Genomic DNA, 21,255 nt, shown 5'->3' with positions numbered 1-21,255 from the left:
CATTAGAGCAGTATCAAGTGGATGTTTCTGCTCTCCAACTAATTAATTTCTTTAGTATCTCCATTGCTGCACCGGAGCTAATAGTTTCTTTGGCAGTTTTTAAACCTTCATCCATACTTTTTGCTTTTCCAGCTAACCATAGATACGCTCCAGAATTCCAAGTTAGGGCTGGTACTAATGGACCTTTATTGTGGAGGGCCTTTAAGGCTTGCTCTTTCCAGATATCAATATTATTCCATTCAGTTTCTTTCCCCTGTAGGAAATGCTTCTTGGGATGAAGAATTAACCTTTCAAAGTTTCCATTTTGGATATAACTGGTTATACAGCTTCTACTGATTGGCAAGTCAATACTACCTTCAAGTCCTTTGATAGAAATTAAGTTTCTTTCTCCTAACATTTGTAATGTTTTCCAAGCTCTTGTTTCGGTCGGCGGGTGTACAAAACCACTTACAATTAGATGATCTCCTCTGTGAGCTGTCCAAAGTAATTCCATACTAGCTATTGGGGGCCTTTTGCCTAGTTCATCTCGATATTTGATCATTGATTCTGCAAGTGGAAAGTGATCTGGTTGGTGGATTAATGCAAAGTTATGTTTATGAAAACCAGTTTGCACTGCTTTTATATTTAGACCCTCTAGGCAGAGGCCAAGAGCTGAAAATAACTCTATTGGTGTGACCCCATATTTGATTGGCATTCGTCTCCCTCCATTTAAAACAATAGAATTGTTTGTGCTTAAAAGTACGAGACTTGTTAGTGGAAAAATAGGAGCAGTGCGACATCGGCCATCGAAGGGCATCCCAAAACAAATTGGCCTGACTTGATTTTTTGAGGAGCTTAATTGTGGACCTAATGCCAAATACGTATCAAGCATGCCCGCAAGTTCTTGAGGTTCGGGGCGCCGAATACGATGAGCCATCAGGAAAGCTCCTATTTGTGTAGGGCTGGCACTTTCTTTGAGAATTAGCTTGAGTGCCTCTGCAGACTCTGCCCTGGTCATACCCCGGCTTGTGCTCTCACCACTACCTATTTTTCCTAGCAGTCTTTTGAAGTGTTCTTTGCTATTCATTTTTTGAGAGGGCTCTTCCAGTGATAATTAGAGATTTTTGTTAGATTTGAATTTAGGTTTGTTGTAGCTTTTATAGCAATAGTATCGTCATAAGATTTGAGAGTAAATGTTATTCTTTTAAGGTATACAATTAGATCTTACCTGACGTAATTTTCTCTAATCTTTTCTCACGAACTTCATAGTCTTTCGATCCTAACTATGTTTCACAAGCGTTTATTAACAGTTGAGTACACTCTTCTTTGCTTTCAATCGCCTCTTGGAGAAGGGGTATGGTTGGTTTATTGAGGTTTTACTATGATAAAAATTCAATATGGCAAGGTTTTTTTAGTGGGTGCTGGACCCGGTGATCCGGATTTAATAACAGTCAAAGCACATCGTCTGTTACAAAAATGCGATGCTGTTGTGTATGACTCGCTTGTACCTAGTCAAATTCTTGAGGTGGTGCGTGCATCATGTGAATTGCAGTTTGTTGGTAAAAGACGAGGTCATCATTCGTCTTCTCAAGTAAAAACTAATTCACTTCTTTTAGAACTTGCAAAAAAGCATGATTGTGTAGTGCGATTAAAGGGGGGAGATCCATTTATGTTTGGGAGAGGGGGTGAAGAAGCTGAATATCTTTTTCAAAAAGGAGTTCCAGTGGAAGTCGTGCCTGGAGTAACTGCAGGCATTGCTGCACCTGCATATATTGGTATTCCTTTGACCCATAGACTCTGTGGATCCTCTGTGACTTTCGTTACTGGTCATGAGGAGATTGATAAAGCTCGCCGGACAGTTAATTGGAGTTCTTTAGCTGAGGTTAGTCATACTTTGGTTATATATATGGGGCTCCATAATATTGAACAAATCGTTCAACAATTGATTGAGGGTGGAATGGGTTTAGATACACCAGCAGCCGTCATTCAGCAGGCAACAGTTGTAGGTCAACGCTTTATTCGGGCTAACTTAGGTGATTTAGTGCAGGAGTCAAGGAGAAAAATGTTTTCTTCTCCTTCGATTATTGTCATAGGAAAAATTGTAGATTTACAAGTTAAAGAGTGTTCACCAGAACCGGCTAATGTCACAATGCCGATAACATTTTAATCTCACAATAGCTGGACACTAGGAGAAATTATTAGGGTATTTAAAATTAATAATCACCTAGTTAGTAATGTCTCCCATAATTCCTTGGTATTCTTTAAAATCTTTAGTGATTTATTATTGACACTAGAGATTGGATGACAACTTAAACTATTTATAAAAACCCAGTGATCACCTTCCTCTGGTTCTTTTTTGATTATGGCTTCTTTAATAATTCCTTTTTTTATACCTTCGCCTCTCATGATACCTGGTAAGCAGCCACTACTTTCTCTGGGAGTTAACCATTCATTTTTTCGGTGAACTAAAATATTGGATGTGGTTCCACAGCAAACCTCTCCATTTGTGTTTAATATCAACGCATCATCGAATCCAGCATCATTGGCTTCTTTTCTTGCCTGTATAGCTTGATTGTAAGCAAATGTTTTACATTTACTTAAGAGGCTATTTTGATTTCTTCTTTCTAATTGACTGATTACTATCGATTTTGTATGAAACACTGGCTCATATGAATTTAATTCCAGCCAGAATCGATGCGCATCAAACTTTGAGGTTTTTTTAGGAAGAGTGATACCTCTTGTAAGATTATTTCCTCGCGTCCAGTTTAGTCTTAGTGAACCTTGATTCAATGAAGTTCTCTCTAAGCCTTCTTCAATTAAAGGCTCCAGCCAATTTAATTTTGGTGGTGATGACATTCCTAGTATGGAGGCGCTATATTGCCATCTATTTAAATGTTCATTGAGTAATTTAGGTTGCCCATTTAATATTAAAATAGTCTCAAATATTCCATCTGCCATTTGTAAGCCTCGGTCACAGATAGGAAGACAGAACTCGTCGATTTCTACCCAGCGATTATTTATCCAACCAATTCTCTTTATCTGATCTTTTTTCATTGAAGTGCCTTGAGAATTGGAAGTAGTTTCCATTGCAACTCTTCAGCTTCTGTGGATGGCTTGGAGTCTGCAACTATTCCACAACCTGCATGAGCTCTAAGTGTTGTTTGGTTAACTATTAGAGAACGAATTATAAGATTGCTATCCAGGCTTCCATCCCAATCACGCCTAAGCAAGGATCCACAGTATGGACCTCTGGCTGTTGGTTCTAGTTCATGTAACCGTTGACATGCCCTGAGCTTAGGAGCACCACTGATGGAGCCACCAGGCCAACAAGATTCGAGTAAGTCGACCCATGTTTTTCCCTCCTGAAGTGAGCCTTCTATTACTGAAGTTAAATGATGTACTTCTGAAAAACTTTCAAGACCAGTAATCTGACCAACATTTATAGACCCTGGCTTGCAAACTTTGCCAAGGTCATTCCGCAATAGATCTACAATCATTATGTTTTCCGCTCGATCTTTTATGCTGCAAATTAATTCTGCTGCAAGTCTTGCATCCTGAGAAGCATTTATGCCTCTTGGCCTGGTTCCTTTTATAGGTCTAGTTTCTACTTGCCCTTTTGCAGATACTTTTATAAATCTCTCTGGCGATGCAGATATTATAGCCTCACCTTTGGCATGGTTTGCTCCAACTACTAGTCCTGAGAATGGCGCTGGACATTGATGACGTAGCTTATTAAATATATCTATTAAGGAAATGCCTTCGGGGAGTATTGCTTCGCAACATGTTGTTAAATTTGCTTGGAAGATATCACCTGCTTGAATCCAATTTTGGATTTGCTTTACGTCGTTGATATATTTCTTGTTATTCGTTAGCCACTCCCATTCTTCGAGCCTGATACCTAGTGATTTGTTTGCCATAATATTTGATGACAATTTTTGCTTTGTTTCGTTATTATGTTTTATTTGATTGATAAATTTGAATAATTCATTAAACCTTTTGGAATTATATCCTTCAAGCCATAGTTGTTTTGTTTTTAAGTCAAATTTTAAAATTGGGTCATGTTTTCCTAGCCATAGAGTTGACATCTTATTCGTCTTCCAAGGGTTTTTAGGCTCTATCCAAGCAGCAGCTTCATAGCTAAGCCAACCCGTCCAGTGACCATCACCCAAATTTCTTAGTTCTTTAAATGGATTTGGATCAAAAGATGAATCTGGTAATCCATGACAACAAATCTGGCTGACAGGATCTACTCCCATAATGATCCATCTTCCATGTTGACTGCCATCGCTATCTAACCAAATAAATCCTTCTATTCCCCATTCCTGACAAAGTTTGTTTGCAAGAACATTTGGTTCATGCCAGCAACACATTTTTTTCTTTGGATTTGTCACTCTTATATGGGTGTGCATAGATCTATTCTTCCTAAGTGTTTAAATGCTTCATCACGTAGTCGACAACTATCGCATTTACCGCAAGGGTTTTTATTACCCTGATAACAGCTCCAAGTCTTTTCAATTGGCAAACCTAGGCGCAAAGCCTCTCTAGCAATTTCTATTTTCTTCCAATTGATTAAGGGTGCCCAGAGTTTGGGCCCATTGCCTTCCCGACCAACCTTACTTGCAAGGTTGGCTAATTCTTGAAAAGTTTTCAGATAGTCCGGTCTGCAGTCTGGGTAACCTGAGTAATCCATTGCATTGATACCTAAAACTAGCTCACTGGCTCCACGCGCTTCAGCAAGACTTAGCCCTATGGAAATGAAAACAGTATTTCGATAGGGAACGTATGTATTTGGTATAACATCTTTTTCAATTCCTTCTTGAGGAATGTCTTGTTTTAAATCAGTCAGTGAAGAGCCTCCCCATAAACCAAGATTAATATTCAATGTGTGATGTTCTGAAATCCCTAGGTGCCGCGCAATTGAATTGGCTGCTTCTAATTCTTTGTGATGGCGTTGCCCATAATTTAATGATAGTCCGATAACGGTTTTTCCAGCATCTATTGCCATTGCAGCAGCAGTCGACGAATCTAGTCCCCCGGAGAGAAGGGCAATGGTTTTGTTTTTGCTCATGCACTACCTTCTGCACTCATTAGCTGATTCTGCATATATACAGAAAATAATAATCTAGTTTCCCAGGGGATATTTTTTCAATTGTCTATATTTGAGAGTTATTTAATATTAAGCCATTTATGTGTTTGGAGGCTTAATCTCCATTTTGGATTGCATTTTATGTAGTCTAAGGCAAGCCTTAAACCTGACTGACTATCCCAACCTGGCTGAAGGTATAAAAATGTATTATTAGAAGTTGGATTTTTTGTTGATTCATGTTTTAATTGTTTTATTTTATCAGCAATATTTTCCGCAAAAATAATATCTTTTTCTGAATGAATTACGACTTTTATTTCATGACACGATATTAATACATTTAAATTAGGAGGAGCATGGGGCTTTGGTGAGAGAGTAATCCAATTAGGGTTTCCAGTGATTTCATTTACTCCGCTTGTCTCTAGGTGGATAGGTATTATTTTTCTATTGGTTGATTGTGTTGAATTACGAATAGCATTACATAATTGACTAAGATCATGATGTAGAGGTTCTCCCCCTGTAATTACTACAAAGGACGCGCCCTTTTGTGATGCATGCAGCGTTTCATTTGCAAGTTGGCTGATTGTTTTTTTAGGGTGTTTTGTTACATCCCACGAGTTTTTAGTGTCACACCAAGGACAACCCACAGAACAATTTGCTAAGCGTATAAAAAAAGCACCTCTCCCTGCATGATTACCTTCTCCCTGAATTGAATGGAAGGTTTCCACTACGGGGAGATGATTTGACATTAGTTAGAAGTCGATCTTAGTTTTTCATTAGTGTCTTTTTTGTGATTTATTGCTTCTTGAGGGGAAACAGGTAGGCGTAGTTGTGCTGCCTCAATTAGTCCTTTAAAAAGGGGATGTGGTTTCCCTGGTCTAGAAAGAAATTCTGGATGGTATTGGCAGGCTGTAAAGAAAGGATGATTTTTTAATTCTATGAGTTCTACTAGCCGGCCATCTGGAGAGGTTCCACTAATTAAATATCCAGACTCTATAAAGAGATTTCGGTAGGAGTTGTTAAATTCATATCTATGTCGGTGACGCTCATAAACAACTTCTTCATTGTAAAGCTTTTGGCCAAGTGTTCTTGATTTTAATCTACAGGGATAAACGCCTAGTCTCATTGTTCCACCTAAATCCTCAACATCTTGTTGTTCAGGAAGAAGATGAATAACTGGATGTTTTGTATTTTCATCAAGCTCTGAACTTGTTGCTTCTTTTAGGTTTGCTAGGTTTCTTGCCCATTCAATAACAGCGCACTGCATTCCCAGACACAAGCCCAGAAAAGGAACTCTATTTTCTCTGGCCCAACGAATAGCTTCTATTTTTCCATCGACTCCTCTATTACCAAAACCACCAGGAACTACAACTGCATCCATTCCCTTTAATAGGTTTTCACTGCCATCAATTTCTATTTTCTCTGCCGATACCCAATGTAAATCAAGAGAAGCATTTTGTGCTAAACAAGCATGTCGTAGTGCTTCAACTACTGATAAGTAAGCATCATTTAATTGTACGTATTTTCCAACAAGTGCCACTTTGACTTCAGGTCCGGGGTTTCTAATGTTATGAACCAACTTTTTCCAATTATTCATATCACTTTCTCTGTCATCTAGATGGAGAATATTGAGTATTTCTTTGCAAAGGCCTTCTCCTTCAAGGGCTAGAGGTACTGCATAGATACTGTCGGCATCTAGAGAAGGTATGACTGCTTTATTAGGAACGCCACAGAAACCAGCAATTTTTCTTTTTAATTCTTCATTGATTGGGCGATCGCTTCGACAAACAAGCAAATTTGGTTGAATACCTATGGACCTTAATTCTTTAACAGAATGCTGTGTTGGCTTAGTTTTTAATTCTCCTGATGTTCCGATAAATGGCAGCAAGGTTACATGGATATACGCCAAATCATCTCTACCTACATCCTCACGAAATTCTCTTATTGCTTCTAAGAAAGGAAGGGATTCAATATCGCCAACTGTCCCTCCAATTTCAGTGATAACAACATCTGCACCACTGTTAGCAGCTACACGATGAATTCTTTCTCGTATTTCGCTAGTTATATGAGGTATAACTTGTACCGTTCCTCCGTTGTAATCGCCTCGTCGTTCTTTGTTTATAACTGCTTGATAAATTGACCCTGTTGTCACACTATTTAATCGCGACATTGCGGTATCTGTGAATCTTTCGTAATGACCAAGGTCTAAATCTGTTTCTGCTCCGTCTTCTGTGACAAATACTTCACCATGTTGATAAGGGCTCATTGTGCCAGGGTCAACATTGAGGTAAGGGTCCAGTTTGAGGATTGAGACGTCATATCCTCTTGATTTCAGTAGTCGCCCCAGGCTCGCTGCCACAATTCCCTTGCCAATACTGGAAACAACACCGCCCGTGACAAATAGGTATTTGGTCATAATTACTTCTTTGACTCCTTAATTTACTGCGACTCCACTAAGATCTCCAGTCAAATTAGTTGTTTTGTTTAACTTATTTGGATGAATTCTCTTCTGGGATGATCCAAGTACTTTCAACATGCAGTTCTTTTAATTGTTGATCCGAGGCGTGGGAGGGAGCCTGCGTCATTAAACAACGAGCTTGTTGGGTTTTTGGAAAGGCAATTGTTTCGCGAATTGATTCTTCTCCACTTAGGAGCATGATCATGCGGTCGATTCCAAAGGCAAGGCCACCGTGTGGGGGAGCGCCCATCTCGAGAGCTTCTATTAGGAATCCAAATTGTTGTTGTGTGTCTTCTGACGACATACCAATGGTTTTTAGCACTTCTTTTTGTAGTTCTGAGTTGTGAATGCGTAAAGACCCACCGCCTAGTTCTAGACCATTCAGGACAAGGTCATAGGCTTGTGCACGAGCCCTGGGTAGGTCAGTTGGCCAAGTTTTCTGGTCGTTTCCAATATCCTCTGGATTAGGGGAACAAAAAGGGTGGTGAAGTGCTTCGAGTCTATTTTCTTCTTGATTCAATTCGAACATTGGGAAATCAATGACCCATAGAAAATTCCAACTGTCTTTGTTAGGAATCAGGTTTAACTCTCTAGCAAGAAATTGACGTATTCGATCAAGAGTTTTATTTACCATTTGTGTATTTCCTGCGCCAAATAGAAGTAGATCTCCAGGTTCAGCATTTGTTAATTTAAGGATTTTTTGTTTCTCTTCTTCGCTAAGATTATCTTTTATTGCTCCTATTGTATCGATTTCTAATGATTCCCTAACTCTGATAAAGGCTAGCCCGCGTGCTCCTGCTTTTTGGGCTTCTGTAAAGATATCTCCACCAGGCTTAATACGTACATTACTTACTACATTGTTGCCTCCTTTTACGTTAATACATTTAACAGAGCCACCAGAAGCTATGGCTCCTGAAAAGACTTTAAATTTGATCTTTTTCGCAATTTCACTTATATCTTTCAATTCCATTTCATAGCGGGTATCTGGCCTATCTGTGCCGTATCTGTTCATTGCTTCACTCCAAGTCATTCTTGGGAATGGGCAAGGTAATGAGATCCCTTTGATCTGTTTCCAGATTGTTGCAATTAATTTTTCATTCATATCAAGAATCTCTTCTTGATTCATAAAACTCATCTCAATATCTAGCTGAGTGAATTCCGGTTGACGGTCAGCACGAAGATCTTCATCACGGAAGCAACGAGCTATCTGGTAGTACTTTTCAATGCCTCCAACCATAAGTAATTGTTTAAAGAGTTGAGGAGATTGGGGCAGAGCAAACCATTGGCCTTCGCAGACTCGTGACGGCACAAGATAATCACGTGCTCCTTCGGGGGTAGATCTTGTTAGGACAGGTGTCTCTACTTCAATAAAACCTTCTGATTCAAGGAACTCTCTTGCGGTTTTTATTGCTTCGTGACGCAGGAGTATGTTTTGACGCATTCTCTCTCTACGTAGGTCTAGATAGCGGTGTCTGAGTCTTAATTCTTCGCGTATTGGTTCTTCGTTATGAATGGATACCGTAAAAGGTAATGTTCCTTTGACAGGATTAAGTACATTTAGTGTTTTTGCTAGAACCTCTATCTCTCCAGTAAGCAGTTTTTTGTTGATTGCGTCTGATGGTCTATTTCTAACGGTTCCAGTTATTTGGAGAACAGTTTCATTACGCAGGCTCTCGGCAATTTCAAACATTGCATTGCCCTCATCTGGATCAACTGTTACTTGGACAGTTCCACTTCGATCTCTAAGGTCAATGAAGATGACCCCTCCATGATCTCTGCAACGGTCAACCCAACCGCACAATTTAACCTCAGCACTAATGTGCTTGTTGCGCAGTTCACCGCAATTGTTGCTGCGCATAGGTAAGGAAGAAATCAATGTCTGGAAAGAGTTTCCCATAACAACTCCTTTTTTTAGTTAAAAAGTCTTTCTCTGGAGATAGTTCATTTCCGTTTATAAAATGGGAGTTTGACCACTTTTGCTGGAAAATGCTGCCCTCTGATCTCAATATCCATATAGGTGTCAACTTTGGAGAACTCAATAGGTACGTAACCAAGACCAATTGCTTTCTCAAGAGTGGGTGACCAGCTGCCACTTGTTATATGGCCAATTTTGTTGTTGTTAGAAAGCAGAGGATATCCACTTCTTGCGATTGCTTTGCTTTGCAATTCAACTCCTACTAAACGTTTTTTGAGACCTTCTTTAGCTTGCTGTTCGAGGGCCGATCTACCAACGAAATCACTGGACATCTCAAGATGAATTAGCCAGCCAAGGCCTGCTTCAAATGGCGTGGTTTTGTTGCTCATATCTTTCCCATAAAGAAGCATTCCTGCTTCCAGGCGAAGGGTGTCACGCGCACCCAATCCACAAGGGGTAAACCCTTCTTTTCTTAATTCTTGCCATAATTTTTTTCCTGAATTTGCATTGATAAGAATCTCGAACCCGTCTTCACCTGTATATCCTGTCCTGGCAATAAAAGTACTGTTTGGAGGTTCACCTTCTAAATTGATGTTTAGATATCTATGGCCAAATCTTGGAAGGGTTGAGAGTGGTTGCTCAGTAAATCTTTCAAGATTTTTTTGTACAAGGGGGCCTTGTATTGCTATTAAAAGGTTTGTTTTTTTCTCATCAATTATAGAGATATTAGCTGGCTCTAAATGTTTTTTGATCCATGAAATATCGTTATCTGTGCAGGCTGCATTAAGAACCAGTAATAGATTCTCGTTGTCATCCTTATCGACCCCCAGGTCATAAATGATTAAATCATCAATAATTCCAGCACTATTGTTAAGCAGAACTGTGTAGCAAGCTTCTCCAGGACCAATTCTGTTGAGATCTGTGGGCACGAGCTTTTGTAGGTGATCTTTTGCGTTTACTCCTTGAAGCCTGACTATGCCCATATGAGAGATGTCAAACATCCCTCCATGATTCCGAACTGCATGATGTTCATTTACCAAGCTTGAGAATTGGATGGGCATTTCCCATCCAGCGAAGGGAACCATTCGAGCGCCAGCATTGCTGAAGTCTTCAAATAAGGCGGTTTTGTTGAGTTTCATGGATGCGTTTACCGTATTGGCAGGTTTATGGGCTGTTGAAATTGGTTTTGACAAACCTGAAGGAAAGCCGGAGATTTTCTGTTGAGTCAAGATAGATCTTCGAACTTTCTTTATCCTTGGTGCCTTGGAGGATATTCAGTGCCTAGGAACGACTGCTGCAGCACCTGTTGTCATTGTGGACCTGGCCAAAACCCAGCTGAAGGTTGGTGTCGTTTAAGACAACTGACCGTTACCCGTGATCTGGCGAAATTTGCTTTCTGTCACCATTGGACACAAAAGTCTCCATCTTTACCAAGTGTTCAGGAGCATTTTTCTTCGCCGATTATTGAGAGACAGCTTGACTTGGGACGTTCTTTTTCTAGTTCTTCCAAAGAAGACGAGTTTTCAATGATCTGAACATAGGTATATCTGAGTTTTCCTTAATACATAGAGATGGTGATTTGTTGTTTACCTTTAACGATAGATAGTTATGTACTGAGGAGCATTATCAAACTTCTTGTTACTTTTGCTGCCAGAACACTACTGCATTTTGAAGGATCAAGTTCAGGTGCAAGTTCAACAACGTCAGCGGCAATAAGATTGTATTGACGAATTACATCTAATAAAGAGGCGAAATCATTCCAATAAAAACCTCCGGGTTCAGGTGTTCCAGTTCCTGGCAATACACTTGGATCAAACCAGTCCAGATCGACTGTTAAATAGATAGGCTTATCTTTGTGAGGACTTAGTGCTTTCGTAAGAGAATTTGCAAGTTCTCCGTTTTCTGTTGATACCATTCTTTTTTGTAGGTCTATTTCGTCAAACTCTTCCTTTGTTCCACTGCGAATACCTACCTGAATTAGTTGCTTGCTTGGCAATACATCAAGACAGCGCCGCATTGCACATGCATGACTATATTTTGTTTTTTGCCATTGATTTCGAAGGTCTGCATGTGCATCCAACTGAATCATAATAACATCTGGATAAAAGTTTGCCACTGCTTGAACTGCTCCAGAAGTAATAGAGTGCTCTCCTCCTAAAATAAGTGGTTTGAGACCATTTCTAATTATTTTTTTTGTCCCTTTTTTGACTAGATTGATAACTTTTTTTGGCTTGCCTATTGGAATGTCTAGGGACCCAAGATCTGCATAATCAATATTTTCTAGATCTAGCTTGAGTTGAGGGCAATAGGTTTCTAGGGATGTGCTTACTTCACGTATAGCTGCTGGCCCAAAACGTGTGCCAGCTCTAAAGGAAGTTGTTCCATCATATGGAACACCAATGATTCCAATACTGCAGCCTTTTGGATCACGTCGGCTTTGCATAAAGATGGGACCTTCAGTATTAAACATGGCAGTGATTGATACCTCGCATTCCTTATTTAAGTGCTCTTTCTATAAAAGCTGGCATAGCTTCAAAAGCTCCTTTTTGCCATTTTGAGCTCCAAATAATGCAATCTTGAGAAATTGCATTAACTCTTTTGGAATGAGGGTGAAGGTAATGCGGTTTTCCCATGGAGGCAAAGGTCCAACTCCACCATCCACTTGGATACATTGGTACCCATCCGTATATGGGATCAGCAAATTGGAAAATCTTTTTGACAAGCCGAATAATATCTAAATGGATTTTGAGGAATGATTCTGGTGATTCACTTTGAATAGCAAATATCCCTCCAGGCCGAAGAATCCTTTTACAGTCTCTTATGAAAGTTTCATTGAAGAGACCTTTTGCAGGGCCTTTAGGATCTGAGCTGTCAATAATTACAAAATCATAGACTTCATTTCCTGCATGTTTAGTCCATTTGATACCGTCTTCAATATTGATTTGTAGACGTGGATCTTGCCAGGCATTTCCTCCTATTGTTGGAAGATATTTTTGACTAAGTTTAATGACATGTTCATCGATCTCTACTAAATCTAGATGCTCTACTTCTTTGTATCTCAAACATTCTTTTGCAGTTCCACCATCTCCACCTCCAACAATTAATCCTCTTTTTATTTCTAATGCACCGGAAAGAGCAGGATGGACAAGGCATTCGTGGTAGTGCTTTTCTTGCTGTTCTGCTGTCATCCAACAGTTATCTAAGAGGAGCGCTTTCCCATAGCGCTTGCTGTCGATAATTGTTATTCTTTGATACTTACTTTTTTCATCTACTAAGATCTGTCCTTCAAGGCCATATCTCACGCCCTTTTGATATTCATCAAACCAGGTGCTTGTTTGATTTTCTGGAGTGCACATAGTCTTTTTAAGGTTTTGATGGATTTACAATTAAGTATTTTTGTTATTCTTAGCAGCTTTTAACTTGTTTTTTGCGTTCTCCCATAAATAATTTAGTTCGGTAAAGGATTGTTTGGAAATCTTGTTCGTAGAGTTTTTTTCCACCCAAGAAAAGCGGTCAAGAAATTTTTGATTGGTTTTTGATAAGCATTCTTCAGGGTTAAGTTCATGCCAACGTGCAACATTAATAAGAGTAAAGATTATATCACCAAGTTCCCCTTTTATATCAGTCTTCTGCTTCGAATCTATTGCCTCTTTTAGCTCATTCATTTCTTCGATTACTTTATCCCAAACATCATTAAAATTTTCCCACTCAAAGCCTTCCTTTGCTGTCTTTTGAGATATTATCATGGCTCCTGAAATGGCTGATTGTGAACGTATTCTATTGCGTAACTTGTCGCTAATAGGGCTTTCTGATTTGGGGATTGGAGTTTCCTTTTCTTTAATTTTTTCCCATTGCTTTTTTACTTCTTCTATACTTAATGCTTCTTGATTCTCAAATACATGGGGGTGTCGCCTTATTAGTTTATTGCGTAAACTGGTTACAACGTCTCTCAGATCAAATCGCTTTTCTTCGGTTGCAATATGTGTATGAAGTAATACTTGCAATAACAGGTCACCAAGTTCTTCTTGGAGATCATTATCGTTCCCGTTTTTGATTGCATCGGTAACTTCGTATGCTTCTTCTAGAACATAGGGGATTAATGATGAATGTGTTTGGATTACATCCCATGGGCATCCACTTTTAGGATCGCGCAATTTAGCAATTATTTGCATCAATCTTGTAATGTCTTGTTCTACCATAATCCGATTGTAATACTACTCTTACATTACTATTAAATAGTCTTAATGAGTATATTATTTTTTCAAATTAATCATAGTAGGATCCCCATCTTGTATTAGGTGCAACCAAGCACTCATTTCTAGTCCTAAAATGAAAGCCACATATTTTTCTTTGTGCAATAAAAGATTTTGAAACAAGTTTTGGTTTATGTCTGCAAACTTGATAATTCCAAGTTGTCTAAAAATTGCGAGGCTGATATAGAGCCATATTGCTAAGTAGAGCAGCCTTATTGTTGTTCCTATTACTGGTCCGTGTGAAAGTAACGAGCGATGGCAAATTAGTTTTTTGTAGGGTATCCAAATTCCTTTAAGGAATCCCCATCTTTTTAACGCATTGGAGTTTGTATCGAGATCAGGTGAAAGCCATAATCCACCAACTAGGAAAGAGATGCCTCCGATCAGACCATTCTCGAGGCCAAGAGTAATTCCAACAGCTACTCCAAATGGGAGGCTAAGTAGTTTGGTCGCTCTGTCATGGTTCTTGCCTGATGCCATCTATTCAGCATAGAAAAGGTGTAATTGACCTGCGGTAGTGCAGAATTGTATGTATGGGCGATTAGCTCAGCGGTAGAGCGCCTGCCTTACAAGCAGGATGTCCCTGGTTCGAACCCTGGATCGCCCACTCTTACGACTCTTTAAAGCACTTAACCAAAAGTGTTGTATACAGTTTTAAACGGAATTTTGTGATCGTACTCAAACCTCTTCGATTGCTTTTCTACGAAGAATATGGAATAGGGAACTTATGTGCTGTTTCACTGAGTTGTCTATGATTTGAAAATATTTCTTTTTTTTCTCCATGCACAAGGGGCAAACCCTAAGTGTTACCCCAACTGCTTTAGCTGAATTAAGCAGACAGGCTGCCTTTGGTGGTATGCCAGGTCGGGTGCACATTGACTTACTCGATGATCCATGTGGTCAACGTTGGCTGCATATACGGCTTCGACCTGGGGATTTCTCTGGTGTACCTATTTTCCGAACTGATGGGGTCACTATTTATGCTCCAAAGGGGCAATTGGATTTACTTAAGGGACTTAGTCTTAGTTATTACGGTGATTTAAGTGGTGGTGGATTTTTAATTAGTTCCCCAAGAGGGGCTGAAAGCTGTGCATGTGGCGCAGGGTTTAGGTTCTTAAAATAAATAGGCTTGTCCCTTTCTGGATTAGTCTATGTGTATCAGTTTATTGCTTATTTTGGTATTGATTTGATTCATTAGTTGAATAGTATTGGTTGCATTTTCAGCAAGTGGAAATTTACATCTTTTTATTTGGTTTAGTTTTTCTTCTTTCGCTTTTAGGGTACCGGTTTAATCAATTTGAATTGTCTAAGAAGATTAATGCTAAACGTATGGTTAAGAAATTTAGAAAGGCTGCTAAAACTAGGCGTTACAAAAGACATTAATTCATATTGTAGGATTCAAATATTGAAGAATTTAAAATTTTTTCTTAATAAGGTCCGAAGGTACTAGCACATTTTGAACCACAATATGCTCCAAGGCTGATTGCTTTTTCAATATTCCAATTTGCCGCCAGGCCTGCAGTAACACCTGCTGCAAAGCTGTCACCACATCCATAAGCATTGACGACATTGTTCTTTAATGGAAATGCTTCGTATCGACCTAAAGGCCAAACTTCTCCACCTGAAGCACCTTCTGTAGATATATGGAGCTTTGGTTCAGGGCTTAATATGTTTCTAGCTATTTTTTCATCCGGGTCTTTTCCACTACCAATTAATGCATCTATTTGAATATTTGCTTCTCTAATTGTTTGTAATCCTGTACGTGGTGTTACTGCAAGTAAATTAGCATTACGAGATTTTTTTAGTCCTTCAGAATCTGTAGCGGTTACAAAAATACCATCGTAGTTTTTAAGCATTTCCCATGGCAAATTGTCGCGACCAAGTGGCTGAAGTCTTTTTCCTATAACTGTTATTGCTCTTTCTCCAGCTTGATCGATCATGCTGATCGCCCGCCTTGTTGGTTCTTTTTTCCAGGAAACATGGACATTTAATCCCAGCCCTGTAAGTCGTTTAATTGCAATTTCTCCAAGAGAATCTTTACCAAGGGCTGTAAAAAAATCGACATGACCTTGATTTAAGCTGACTAGTTGTGCTGCAACAACTGCTCCTCCACCAGCTGGCTCTTCAAGAAAATTCTTTGCATGATTAATAATACCTGCTTGAGGTAATTTATTAACAGCCACAAATGTTACCCACTCGACATGACCAATAACTGCAAGCTTTAACTTGGGTAGGCGAGGTAAATCTTTGAAGTCCCATCTTTTCATTTTAAGGATATAATAGCATTGATATATTATATACTTTTATTAGGTATTTTCATGTAGTATAGTCCGCATTTATAGATATATAATCTTTACTTAAATCACATCCCCAGCACACGCCTCTACCTAATCCACTTCCAACAATTAAATCTATTTTAACAATCTCATTCTCATGAGTATTACCTTTCATTCTTTTTGCAATGTATTCGCTACATCCAGCTTTCTCAAATTTAATAGCGTTACCATTTTGAATTATTTGGTATGGGCCTAACCAAAGTGAAAGCTTTGTTACTTCGATCCCGACACCTGCTCTTCCTATAGCAGCAATTATCCTTCCCCAATTGGGATCTTTGCCATGGATTGCTGTTTTAACTAATGCAGATGAGCAAATAGTTTTGGCAATTTTTCTTGCTTGTTGATCATCATGAGTTCCTTTGACTTCAACCTCGATTAGACAAGATGCTCCCTCTCCATCTCTTGCGATTTTTTTTGCTAGTTCCTGAGCTACTAGTGTCAATCCTTCTTCAAGGTAGGTTAAGTGTTTGCTATTCAATTTTTCCCCAGCTGAAAAGGCGAGAAATGTGTCATTTGTACTTGTATCACCGTCTACCGTTATGGAATTGAAGGATTTTTCAGCAACTTTTTGGATTAGTTGTTTCCAACTCTCATGTTCTAAACTTACATCACACGTTATATATGCAAGCATTGTAGCCATATTTGGATGTATCATCCCTGACCCCTTTGCCATTCCACCAATGCGAATTATTTGCCCATCTATTTCTCCTTCATAAGCAATTTGCTTCGTAACTAAATCTGTAGTAATTATTGCTTCCGCTGCGTTTTCTCCTCCTTGTTTACTTAACTGGAGAATTAAGTCATCTAGTCTTTTGATTAACTTTTTGATTGGTATGTGCTCACCGATTACACCAGTTGAGCAAATAAGTACTTCTTCTTTTGTTAACCCTAGTTTTTCGGCCAAGACTTTAGTTGCTTGGTTGTTATTAATGATTCCTTGTTCACCTGTGTAAGCATTTGCATGTCCCGAATTGATTAAGACTGCCCTTGCATATCCTGAGGTTTTAAATAGTCTTTCAGCACAAAGATCAACACAAGCAGCTTTTAAAATTGATTTTGTAAATGTGCCAGCGCATATGGCCCCCTTTGGTGCTAGTAATAATGCTAAATCTCGCTTTAGAGAGGGTTTTAGCCCTGCTGTAATCCCCGATGCTTGGAACCCTTGGGGGGCTGTTATCCCTCCAGTGATTAGTCTCCATTCTTTTTTCTTGAATGGACTCACGACGATTTACTGGAAATGGAGCGTTTCTTATGCATGAGAAATGAATAGGGTTTTCTCAGGAGGTATTCATAGTCCGCGTTGGCAAGGACCACAGCGCCGTATTGGCTTAACAGGTGGTATTGCCACTGGAAAGAGTAGTGTTTCGAGTTTTTTAGAGAAACACTATGGTTTCCCTGTTTTGGATGCGGATGTTTTTTCAAGGAAGGCTTTAGGCCCTGATACACCTTTGACGCAGGCTGTATTTGAGCGTTATGGGAAAGATGTGCTTGATACCACCAAATTTAACTCACTTACATTAGATCGGTTTGCTTTGGCACAAATAATTTTTTCTAATGTTGATGAGAGATTATGGCTAGAAGGATTGGTTCATCCTTTTATTAGAACTTGTTTTGAAGAACAGTTAAGAATTAGGGTAGATTCCCCAATAGTTGTTTTAATGATTCCCTTACTATTTGAAGCAAGCTTTACTGATTTATGTAGTGAAGTTTGGCTTGTTACATGTACTAAGAAGCAACAAGCTAGTCGCCTTTCTGGTAGGGATCATCTTTCATTAGTTGAAGCATATGAGCGCATTAACACTCAGTGGCCTTTAGACAAAAAGAAGAGCCTTTCTGAATCTATTATTGATAATAGTGGCGATCCAAATGCTTGGGTTTCTACTCTAAAATCCTTAGTGAGCTTATAGTTTTATGCGTTTAGTTTCTCATTAAGAATTTTATTGGCAAGTTTTGGATCAGCTTTGCCATTCGTTGATTTCATTATTTGACCTATAAAAAAACCTTGCAATTTTTTCTTTCCTCCACGGAAAGCATCTACTTCGTTTGGATTATTTTTTAATATTTTTTCGATAATCTTTTCAATTGTTTCATGATCACTAATCATAGTTAAGCCTCGTTTTTCAACTATTGAATTAGGAGATTCCCCTTTTTCGAGTAATTCAGGAAGGATATCTTTTGCTATCTTTCCGCTAATTGTCCCAGTTCGAATCATTTCAATCATTTCAGCGAGTTTAATTGGCTTTAACGCTATTTCTTGATAATTCAGTTGATTTGTATTTACATAAGCTGCAATATCACCGGTAATCCAATTGGCTGCTATTTTTGCATCTGCGCCTTCTTCTATCACTTCTTCAAAATAATCAGCCATCGACTTTTCATCTGTGAGAACCCTTGCATCGTATGGGGATAGATCTAAGACTTCAGCATAGCGATGACGTTTTTGTGATGGTAGTTCAGGGAGTTCTGAACGCCATTCTGCTTTTTGTTTCTCAGAGACTGCAATTGGTCCTAAATCTGGGTCTGGAAAGTATCTATAATCACTTGCACCTTCTTTACTTCGCATACTTTTTGTGAGTTGTTTACTTTCATCCCAAAGACGAGTCTCCTGCACAATGGGTTGGTTGGCTTCATAAGCAGTGATTTGTCGCTTAATTTCGTATTCACATGCTTTTTGGATTGCAGAAAACGAATTCATATTTTTAATTTCTACTTTTGTTCCAAAAGGTGCATTCGGCCCTTGTCGAACAGAGATATTTACATCGCACCTTAGAGATCCTTCTTGCATATTTCCGTCAGAGACATCTAGGTAACGCATTATTCTTCGTATTTCTGAAGCATATTCTGCTGCTTCACGACCTGAACGGAGATCAGGTTTGCTAACAATTTCTGCAAGAGCGATCCCAGCACGGTTGTAATCAACTAATGAGTGTGTAGACCCAGCTAAACGGTCACTACCGGCATGAACAAGTTTTCCTGCATCTTCCTCCATATGTAGGCGTTCTATTCCAATTCGTTTTAGATAGGTTTGCTTACCTTTTTCTGCAACTTCGACTTCAATCCAACCATCTTCTGCGATTGGTTCATCGTATTGAGATATTTGATAGTTTTTAGGGAGATCAGGATAGAAATATTGCTTTCGATCAAATTTACTGTGCTTGGCGATTTTTAAATTTAATGCCATTGCTGCTTTTACAGCATATTCCAGAACTTTTTTATTCATCACGGGCAAAGTACCTGGTAAACCACATACAACGGGATCTATATGAGTGTTGGGATCGTCTCCAAAAGATGTAGACGCATCGGTAAAGATTTTGCTATGGGTTTTTAGTTGCACATGAGTTTCTAGGCCAATGACTGCCTCCCAGGAATTACTTGCTTCTGTCATCACTATGCTGATAGATATAGGAATCTTATGAAAGTTGCTTCGATTCGTGGTCAATTTGTAGAGCTGAAACACAGCTTTTCATTTTTTTGCTTGTGAAATAGTGTTGAATACCAAGCCGTTATTGATTCTTGGTGGAGGCTTGATGGGTCTAGCCTTGGCGCATCAATTGGCGCGTAAGGGACGGTCTGTACTTGTATTAAGTCGAAGTCGAAGTGAGGCGGCTGGGTTTGTCGCTGCAGGAATGCTTGCACCTCATGCAGAAGGATTACAGGGTGATCTGCTTGGTTTGGGTGAATTGAGCTTGGAGCGAATTCCTGAGTGGGTTTCAAGGATTGAAAGTGATAGTGGAATTCAATGTGGATTGCGATTCTGCGGTGTAGTAACTCCTTTTATGAGTGCGCATGAACGGGATTTATTTTCAACATCTTCGTCTGGAATCATGCTTAATCGATTACAGCTGAAAAAAGAATTACCTGGGATCGCTTCTCATTGGAAGTATGGTTTGTTGTTTCCTCAGGATGGACAAATAGATAATCGTAGACGCCTTATGAGGGCACTGGAGAAAGCCTGTGTATGTCTTGGGGTTCAGTTTCAAGAGGGAGTAGAAGTTTTAGAACTTCTTCATGAGCATGAATTGTTTAAGGGGGTAAAAGTTCGCTCTGCAGAAGGACAACTTGAGATATTTAGTGCTGAAGAGGCTGTTCTTTGTAGTGGTGCTTGGAGTAGTCAACTCCTTAAGGAATTGCCAATTTTCCCTGTCAAAGGACAAATGATGTCCGTGCAAGGGCCGAAGGATGCTTTAAGGCGTGTGATTTTTGGCCGTGGGACTTATATGGTGCCCCGTGATGATGGACTGATTGTTGTAGGGGCTACTAGTGAACCAGAGGTTGGTTTTGTTGATGGGCTCACTCCTTATGGTCAACAAAGTTTGCAGAAAGGTATGTCGGATTTGTTGCCTGACGCAAGTCAATGGCCGCCGATGGAACGTTGGTGGGGTTTTAGGCCGTGTACGCCTGATGAGGGGCCTTTATTGGGTTCCTCTTCGATAGAAGGCTTATGGTTGGCTGCTGGTCATCATCGTAATGGTGTTTTACTGGCTGCAATTACTTCAGAATTAATTGCGAATTTAATTCTTGGCCAATGCTTAACTGGCCAAGAATTAAATTTTCTTGAGGCTTTTCGATGGGATCGCTTTGAAGATTAGTTTTTTTGAGAACCTATAAAAACTACTCATACGAGTATCCCTAATACGAATGGTATGAGTATTAAGGAGGAGTTTGGTTGGCTTAGTCTTCTACTCGCCAAGTTTGATCGGCTGGCTTCCATTCGTTGAGTTCTGATTTTTGGAACCAAAGTCCAATTTCATAGACGGCAGTTTCGGGTGAATCAGAGCCATGAATTACATTTCGGCCGATATTGATTGCTAAATCGCCACGAATAGTTCCTGGTTCTGCCTCTAGTGGTTTTGTTCCTCCAATTAGTTTGCGCGAGCTATTGATTACTCCCTCTCCTTCCCAAACCATCGCAACAACAGGACCGCTTGTAATGAAGTTCACTAGTCCTTTGAAGAAGGGTCGCTCCCGATGCACACCATAGTGTTGTTCAGCTAACTCACGAGTTGGGACTAGCTGTTTTAATGCAACTAATTTAAAGCCTTTGCTTTCAAACCTACTGAGAATCTCACCAATCAGACCACGTTGTACCCCGTCTGGCTTGATAGCAATAAACGTCCTCTCCAAAGTCATAGATCTACAAAATTAGAACTTTCACATCGTCATCTGTCAGCTGCCTAGTTGGCAAGTATAAATCTGGCAGATATTTCATTCGTCTTTAGATTTTAAAAAGA

At 39.4% G+C, this 21,255-nt stretch carries 21 protein-coding genes and 1 tRNA gene; 6 read left to right on the top strand and 16 right to left on the bottom strand.

Annotated elements, in window-relative coordinates; all coding sequences use genetic code 11:
• Nucleotides 1–13: 13 nt before the first annotated feature.
• Complete coding sequence (locus tag SOI84_RS06170; RefSeq protein WP_320673689.1) at nucleotides 14–1,066, bottom strand: anthranilate phosphoribosyltransferase family protein; 1,053 nt, start codon at nucleotides 1,064–1,066, stop codon at nucleotides 14–16.
• Nucleotides 1,067–1,360: 294 nt separating this feature from the next.
• Here SOI84_RS06170 and cobA point away from each other — a divergent pair, with 294 nt between their 5' ends.
• Nucleotides 1,361–2,146: a uroporphyrinogen-III C-methyltransferase gene (gene cobA, locus SOI84_RS06165; protein ID WP_320673688.1), complete on the top strand. Its 786-nt coding sequence runs from the start codon at nucleotides 1,361–1,363 to the stop codon at nucleotides 2,144–2,146.
• Nucleotides 2,147–2,199: 53 nt separating this feature from the next.
• Here cobA and SOI84_RS06160 read toward each other — a convergent pair whose 3' ends face one another.
• The 7 genes from SOI84_RS06160 to gcvT form a co-directional block, all read right to left on the bottom strand.
• Nucleotides 2,200–3,066 (bottom strand): aminotransferase class IV, encoded by an 867-nt coding sequence (locus SOI84_RS06160; RefSeq protein ID WP_320673687.1) that lies wholly within the window; start codon nucleotides 3,064–3,066, stop codon nucleotides 2,200–2,202.
• Nucleotides 3,030–4,370 (bottom strand): anthranilate synthase component I family protein, encoded by a 1,341-nt coding sequence (locus tag SOI84_RS06155; protein WP_320673686.1) that lies wholly within the window; start codon nucleotides 4,368–4,370, stop codon nucleotides 3,030–3,032. The genes SOI84_RS06160 and SOI84_RS06155 overlap by 37 nt, the downstream gene beginning before the upstream one ends.
• A 2-nt stretch (nucleotides 4,371–4,372) precedes the next feature.
• Nucleotides 4,373–5,047 carry a 7-cyano-7-deazaguanine synthase QueC gene (gene queC, locus SOI84_RS06150; RefSeq protein WP_320673685.1) on the bottom strand — a complete coding sequence of 225 codons (675 nt, stop codon included), beginning with the start codon at nucleotides 5,045–5,047 and terminating at the stop codon, nucleotides 4,373–4,375.
• Between the two features lie 98 nt (nucleotides 5,048–5,145).
• The gene (locus SOI84_RS06145) at nucleotides 5,146–5,811 is read right to left on the bottom strand and encodes a 7-carboxy-7-deazaguanine synthase QueE (protein ID WP_320673684.1); all 666 of its coding nucleotides are present in this window, start codon (nucleotides 5,809–5,811) and stop codon (nucleotides 5,146–5,148) included.
• Nucleotides 5,811–7,478 (bottom strand): CTP synthase, encoded by a 1,668-nt coding sequence (locus SOI84_RS06140; RefSeq protein ID WP_320673683.1) that lies wholly within the window; start codon nucleotides 7,476–7,478, stop codon nucleotides 5,811–5,813. The genes SOI84_RS06145 and SOI84_RS06140 overlap by 1 nt, the downstream gene beginning before the upstream one ends.
• 73 nt (nucleotides 7,479–7,551) lie before the next feature.
• Nucleotides 7,552–9,378 (bottom strand): aspartate--tRNA ligase, encoded by a 1,827-nt coding sequence (aspS, locus tag SOI84_RS06135; RefSeq protein ID WP_320675389.1) that lies wholly within the window; start codon nucleotides 9,376–9,378, stop codon nucleotides 7,552–7,554.
• A gap of 83 nt (nucleotides 9,379–9,461) precedes the next feature.
• Nucleotides 9,462–10,574, bottom strand: coding sequence for a glycine cleavage system aminomethyltransferase GcvT (gene gcvT, locus SOI84_RS06130; RefSeq protein ID WP_320673682.1), 1,113 nt, complete (start codon nucleotides 10,572–10,574; stop codon nucleotides 9,462–9,464).
• 138 nt (nucleotides 10,575–10,712) lie between these two features.
• Between gcvT and SOI84_RS06125 the strand changes: the two genes are divergently transcribed.
• Entirely contained in the window at nucleotides 10,713–10,970 is a 258-nt protein-coding gene (locus tag SOI84_RS06125) for a metal-binding protein (protein WP_320673681.1), read from the top strand.
• 71 nt (nucleotides 10,971–11,041) lie between these two features.
• On the opposite strand, the gene speB is transcribed toward SOI84_RS06125, so the two are convergent.
• The 4 genes from speB to SOI84_RS06105 are packed head-to-tail and all read right to left on the bottom strand — an operon-like array spanning nucleotide 11,042 to nucleotide 14,168.
• A complete protein-coding gene (gene speB, locus SOI84_RS06120) occupies nucleotides 11,042–11,905 on the bottom strand; it encodes an agmatinase (protein WP_320673680.1) in 864 nt (287 codons plus the stop codon).
• Between the two features lie 25 nt (nucleotides 11,906–11,930).
• The gene (gene speE / locus SOI84_RS06115) at nucleotides 11,931–12,791 is read right to left on the bottom strand and encodes a polyamine aminopropyltransferase (RefSeq protein WP_320673679.1); all 861 of its coding nucleotides are present in this window, start codon (nucleotides 12,789–12,791) and stop codon (nucleotides 11,931–11,933) included.
• 30 nt (nucleotides 12,792–12,821) lie between these two features.
• Nucleotides 12,822–13,634, bottom strand: a complete 813-nt coding sequence (gene mazG / locus SOI84_RS06110; RefSeq protein ID WP_320673678.1) for a nucleoside triphosphate pyrophosphohydrolase — start codon at nucleotides 13,632–13,634, stop codon at nucleotides 12,822–12,824.
• 54 nt (nucleotides 13,635–13,688) lie between these two features.
• On the bottom strand, nucleotides 13,689–14,168 hold the full coding sequence (locus SOI84_RS06105; protein ID WP_320673677.1) for a metal-binding protein: 480 nt from the start codon (nucleotides 14,166–14,168) through the stop codon (nucleotides 13,689–13,691).
• Nucleotides 14,169–14,223: 55 nt separating this feature from the next.
• Here SOI84_RS06105 and SOI84_RS06100 point away from each other — a divergent pair.
• Nucleotides 14,224–14,295: transfer RNA gene (locus SOI84_RS06100), tRNA-Val, on the top strand.
• 174 nt (nucleotides 14,296–14,469) lie between these two features.
• Nucleotides 14,470–14,811 carry an AIR synthase gene (locus SOI84_RS06095; RefSeq protein WP_320673676.1) on the top strand — a complete coding sequence of 114 codons (342 nt, stop codon included), beginning with the start codon at nucleotides 14,470–14,472 and terminating at the stop codon, nucleotides 14,809–14,811.
• Between the two features lie 304 nt (nucleotides 14,812–15,115).
• On the opposite strand, the gene SOI84_RS06090 is transcribed toward SOI84_RS06095, so the two are convergent.
• Both SOI84_RS06090 and argJ read right to left on the bottom strand, forming a co-directional pair.
• On the bottom strand, nucleotides 15,116–15,955 hold the full coding sequence (locus SOI84_RS06090) for a PfkB family carbohydrate kinase (RefSeq protein ID WP_320673675.1): 840 nt from the start codon (nucleotides 15,953–15,955) through the stop codon (nucleotides 15,116–15,118).
• A 49-nt stretch (nucleotides 15,956–16,004) separates the two neighbouring features.
• Nucleotides 16,005–17,246: a bifunctional glutamate N-acetyltransferase/amino-acid acetyltransferase ArgJ gene (argJ, locus tag SOI84_RS06085; RefSeq protein ID WP_320673674.1), complete on the bottom strand. Its 1,242-nt coding sequence runs from the start codon at nucleotides 17,244–17,246 to the stop codon at nucleotides 16,005–16,007.
• 40 nt (nucleotides 17,247–17,286) lie between these two features.
• Between argJ and coaE the strand changes: the two genes are divergently transcribed.
• Nucleotides 17,287–17,931 carry a dephospho-CoA kinase gene (gene coaE, locus SOI84_RS06080; protein WP_320673673.1) on the top strand — a complete coding sequence of 215 codons (645 nt, stop codon included), beginning with the start codon at nucleotides 17,287–17,289 and terminating at the stop codon, nucleotides 17,929–17,931.
• A 2-nt stretch (nucleotides 17,932–17,933) separates the two neighbouring features.
• Here coaE and gatB read toward each other — a convergent pair whose 3' ends face one another.
• Nucleotides 17,934–19,409 (bottom strand): Asp-tRNA(Asn)/Glu-tRNA(Gln) amidotransferase subunit GatB, encoded by a 1,476-nt coding sequence (gatB, locus tag SOI84_RS06075; protein WP_320673672.1) that lies wholly within the window; start codon nucleotides 19,407–19,409, stop codon nucleotides 17,934–17,936.
• 100 nt (nucleotides 19,410–19,509) lie between these two features.
• Between gatB and thiO the strand changes: the two genes are divergently transcribed.
• Nucleotides 19,510–20,613: a glycine oxidase ThiO gene (gene thiO, locus SOI84_RS06070; protein ID WP_414153584.1), complete on the top strand. Its 1,104-nt coding sequence runs from the start codon at nucleotides 19,510–19,512 to the stop codon at nucleotides 20,611–20,613.
• 82 nt (nucleotides 20,614–20,695) lie between these two features.
• Here thiO and ndk read toward each other — a convergent pair whose 3' ends face one another.
• A complete protein-coding gene (ndk, locus tag SOI84_RS06065; RefSeq protein ID WP_320673671.1) occupies nucleotides 20,696–21,154 on the bottom strand; it encodes a nucleoside-diphosphate kinase in 459 nt (152 codons plus the stop codon).
• Nucleotides 21,155–21,255: the final 101 nt, after the last annotated feature.

It is taken from the genome of Prochlorococcus sp. MIT 1341 (genome assembly GCF_034092415.1).
Lineage (GTDB): Bacteria > Cyanobacteriota > Cyanobacteriia > PCC-6307 > Cyanobiaceae > AG-363-P08.
Note: the sequence above shows the minus strand (reverse complement) of the source record. Positions and strands in the feature narration are given on the sequence as shown.

Bases quoted from the DNA above. Each gene is read 5' to 3' on its own strand.
- SOI84_RS06170 (WP_320673689.1), bottom strand. From the start codon at position 1,066: ATGAATAGCAAAGAACACTTCAAAAGACTGCTAGGAAAAATAGGTAGT.
- cobA (WP_320673688.1), top strand. From the start codon at position 1,361: ATGATAAAAATTCAATATGGCAAGGTTTTTTTAGTGGGTGCTGGACCC.
- SOI84_RS06160 (WP_320673687.1), bottom strand. From the start codon at position 3,066: ATGGAAACTACTTCCAATTCTCAAGGCACTTCAATGAAAAAAGATCAG.
- queC (WP_320673685.1), bottom strand. From the start codon at position 5,047: ATGAGCAAAAACAAAACCATTGCCCTTCTCTCCGGGGGACTAGATTCG.
- SOI84_RS06145 (WP_320673684.1), bottom strand. From the start codon at position 5,811: ATGTCAAATCATCTCCCCGTAGTGGAAACCTTCCATTCAATTCAGGGA.
- SOI84_RS06140 (WP_320673683.1), bottom strand. From the start codon at position 7,478: ATGACCAAATACCTATTTGTCACGGGCGGTGTTGTTTCCAGTATTGGC.
- aspS (WP_320675389.1), bottom strand. From the start codon at position 9,378: ATGCGCAGCAACAATTGCGGTGAACTGCGCAACAAGCACATTAGTGCT.
- gcvT (WP_320673682.1), bottom strand. From the start codon at position 10,574: ATGAAACTCAACAAAACCGCCTTATTTGAAGACTTCAGCAATGCTGGC.
- speB (WP_320673680.1), bottom strand. From the start codon at position 11,905: ATGTTTAATACTGAAGGTCCCATCTTTATGCAAAGCCGACGTGATCCA.
- speE (WP_320673679.1), bottom strand. From the start codon at position 12,791: ATGTGCACTCCAGAAAATCAAACAAGCACCTGGTTTGATGAATATCAA.
- mazG (WP_320673678.1), bottom strand. From the start codon at position 13,634: ATGGTAGAACAAGACATTACAAGATTGATGCAAATAATTGCTAAATTG.
- SOI84_RS06105 (WP_320673677.1), bottom strand. From the start codon at position 14,168: ATGGCATCAGGCAAGAACCATGACAGAGCGACCAAACTACTTAGCCTC.
- SOI84_RS06095 (WP_320673676.1), top strand. From the start codon at position 14,470: ATGCACAAGGGGCAAACCCTAAGTGTTACCCCAACTGCTTTAGCTGAA.
- SOI84_RS06090 (WP_320673675.1), bottom strand. From the start codon at position 15,955: ATGAAAAGATGGGACTTCAAAGATTTACCTCGCCTACCCAAGTTAAAG.
- coaE (WP_320673673.1), top strand. From the start codon at position 17,287: ATGAATAGGGTTTTCTCAGGAGGTATTCATAGTCCGCGTTGGCAAGGA.
- gatB (WP_320673672.1), bottom strand. From the start codon at position 19,409: ATGACAGAAGCAAGTAATTCCTGGGAGGCAGTCATTGGCCTAGAAACT.
- ndk (WP_320673671.1), bottom strand. From the start codon at position 21,154: ATGACTTTGGAGAGGACGTTTATTGCTATCAAGCCAGACGGGGTACAA.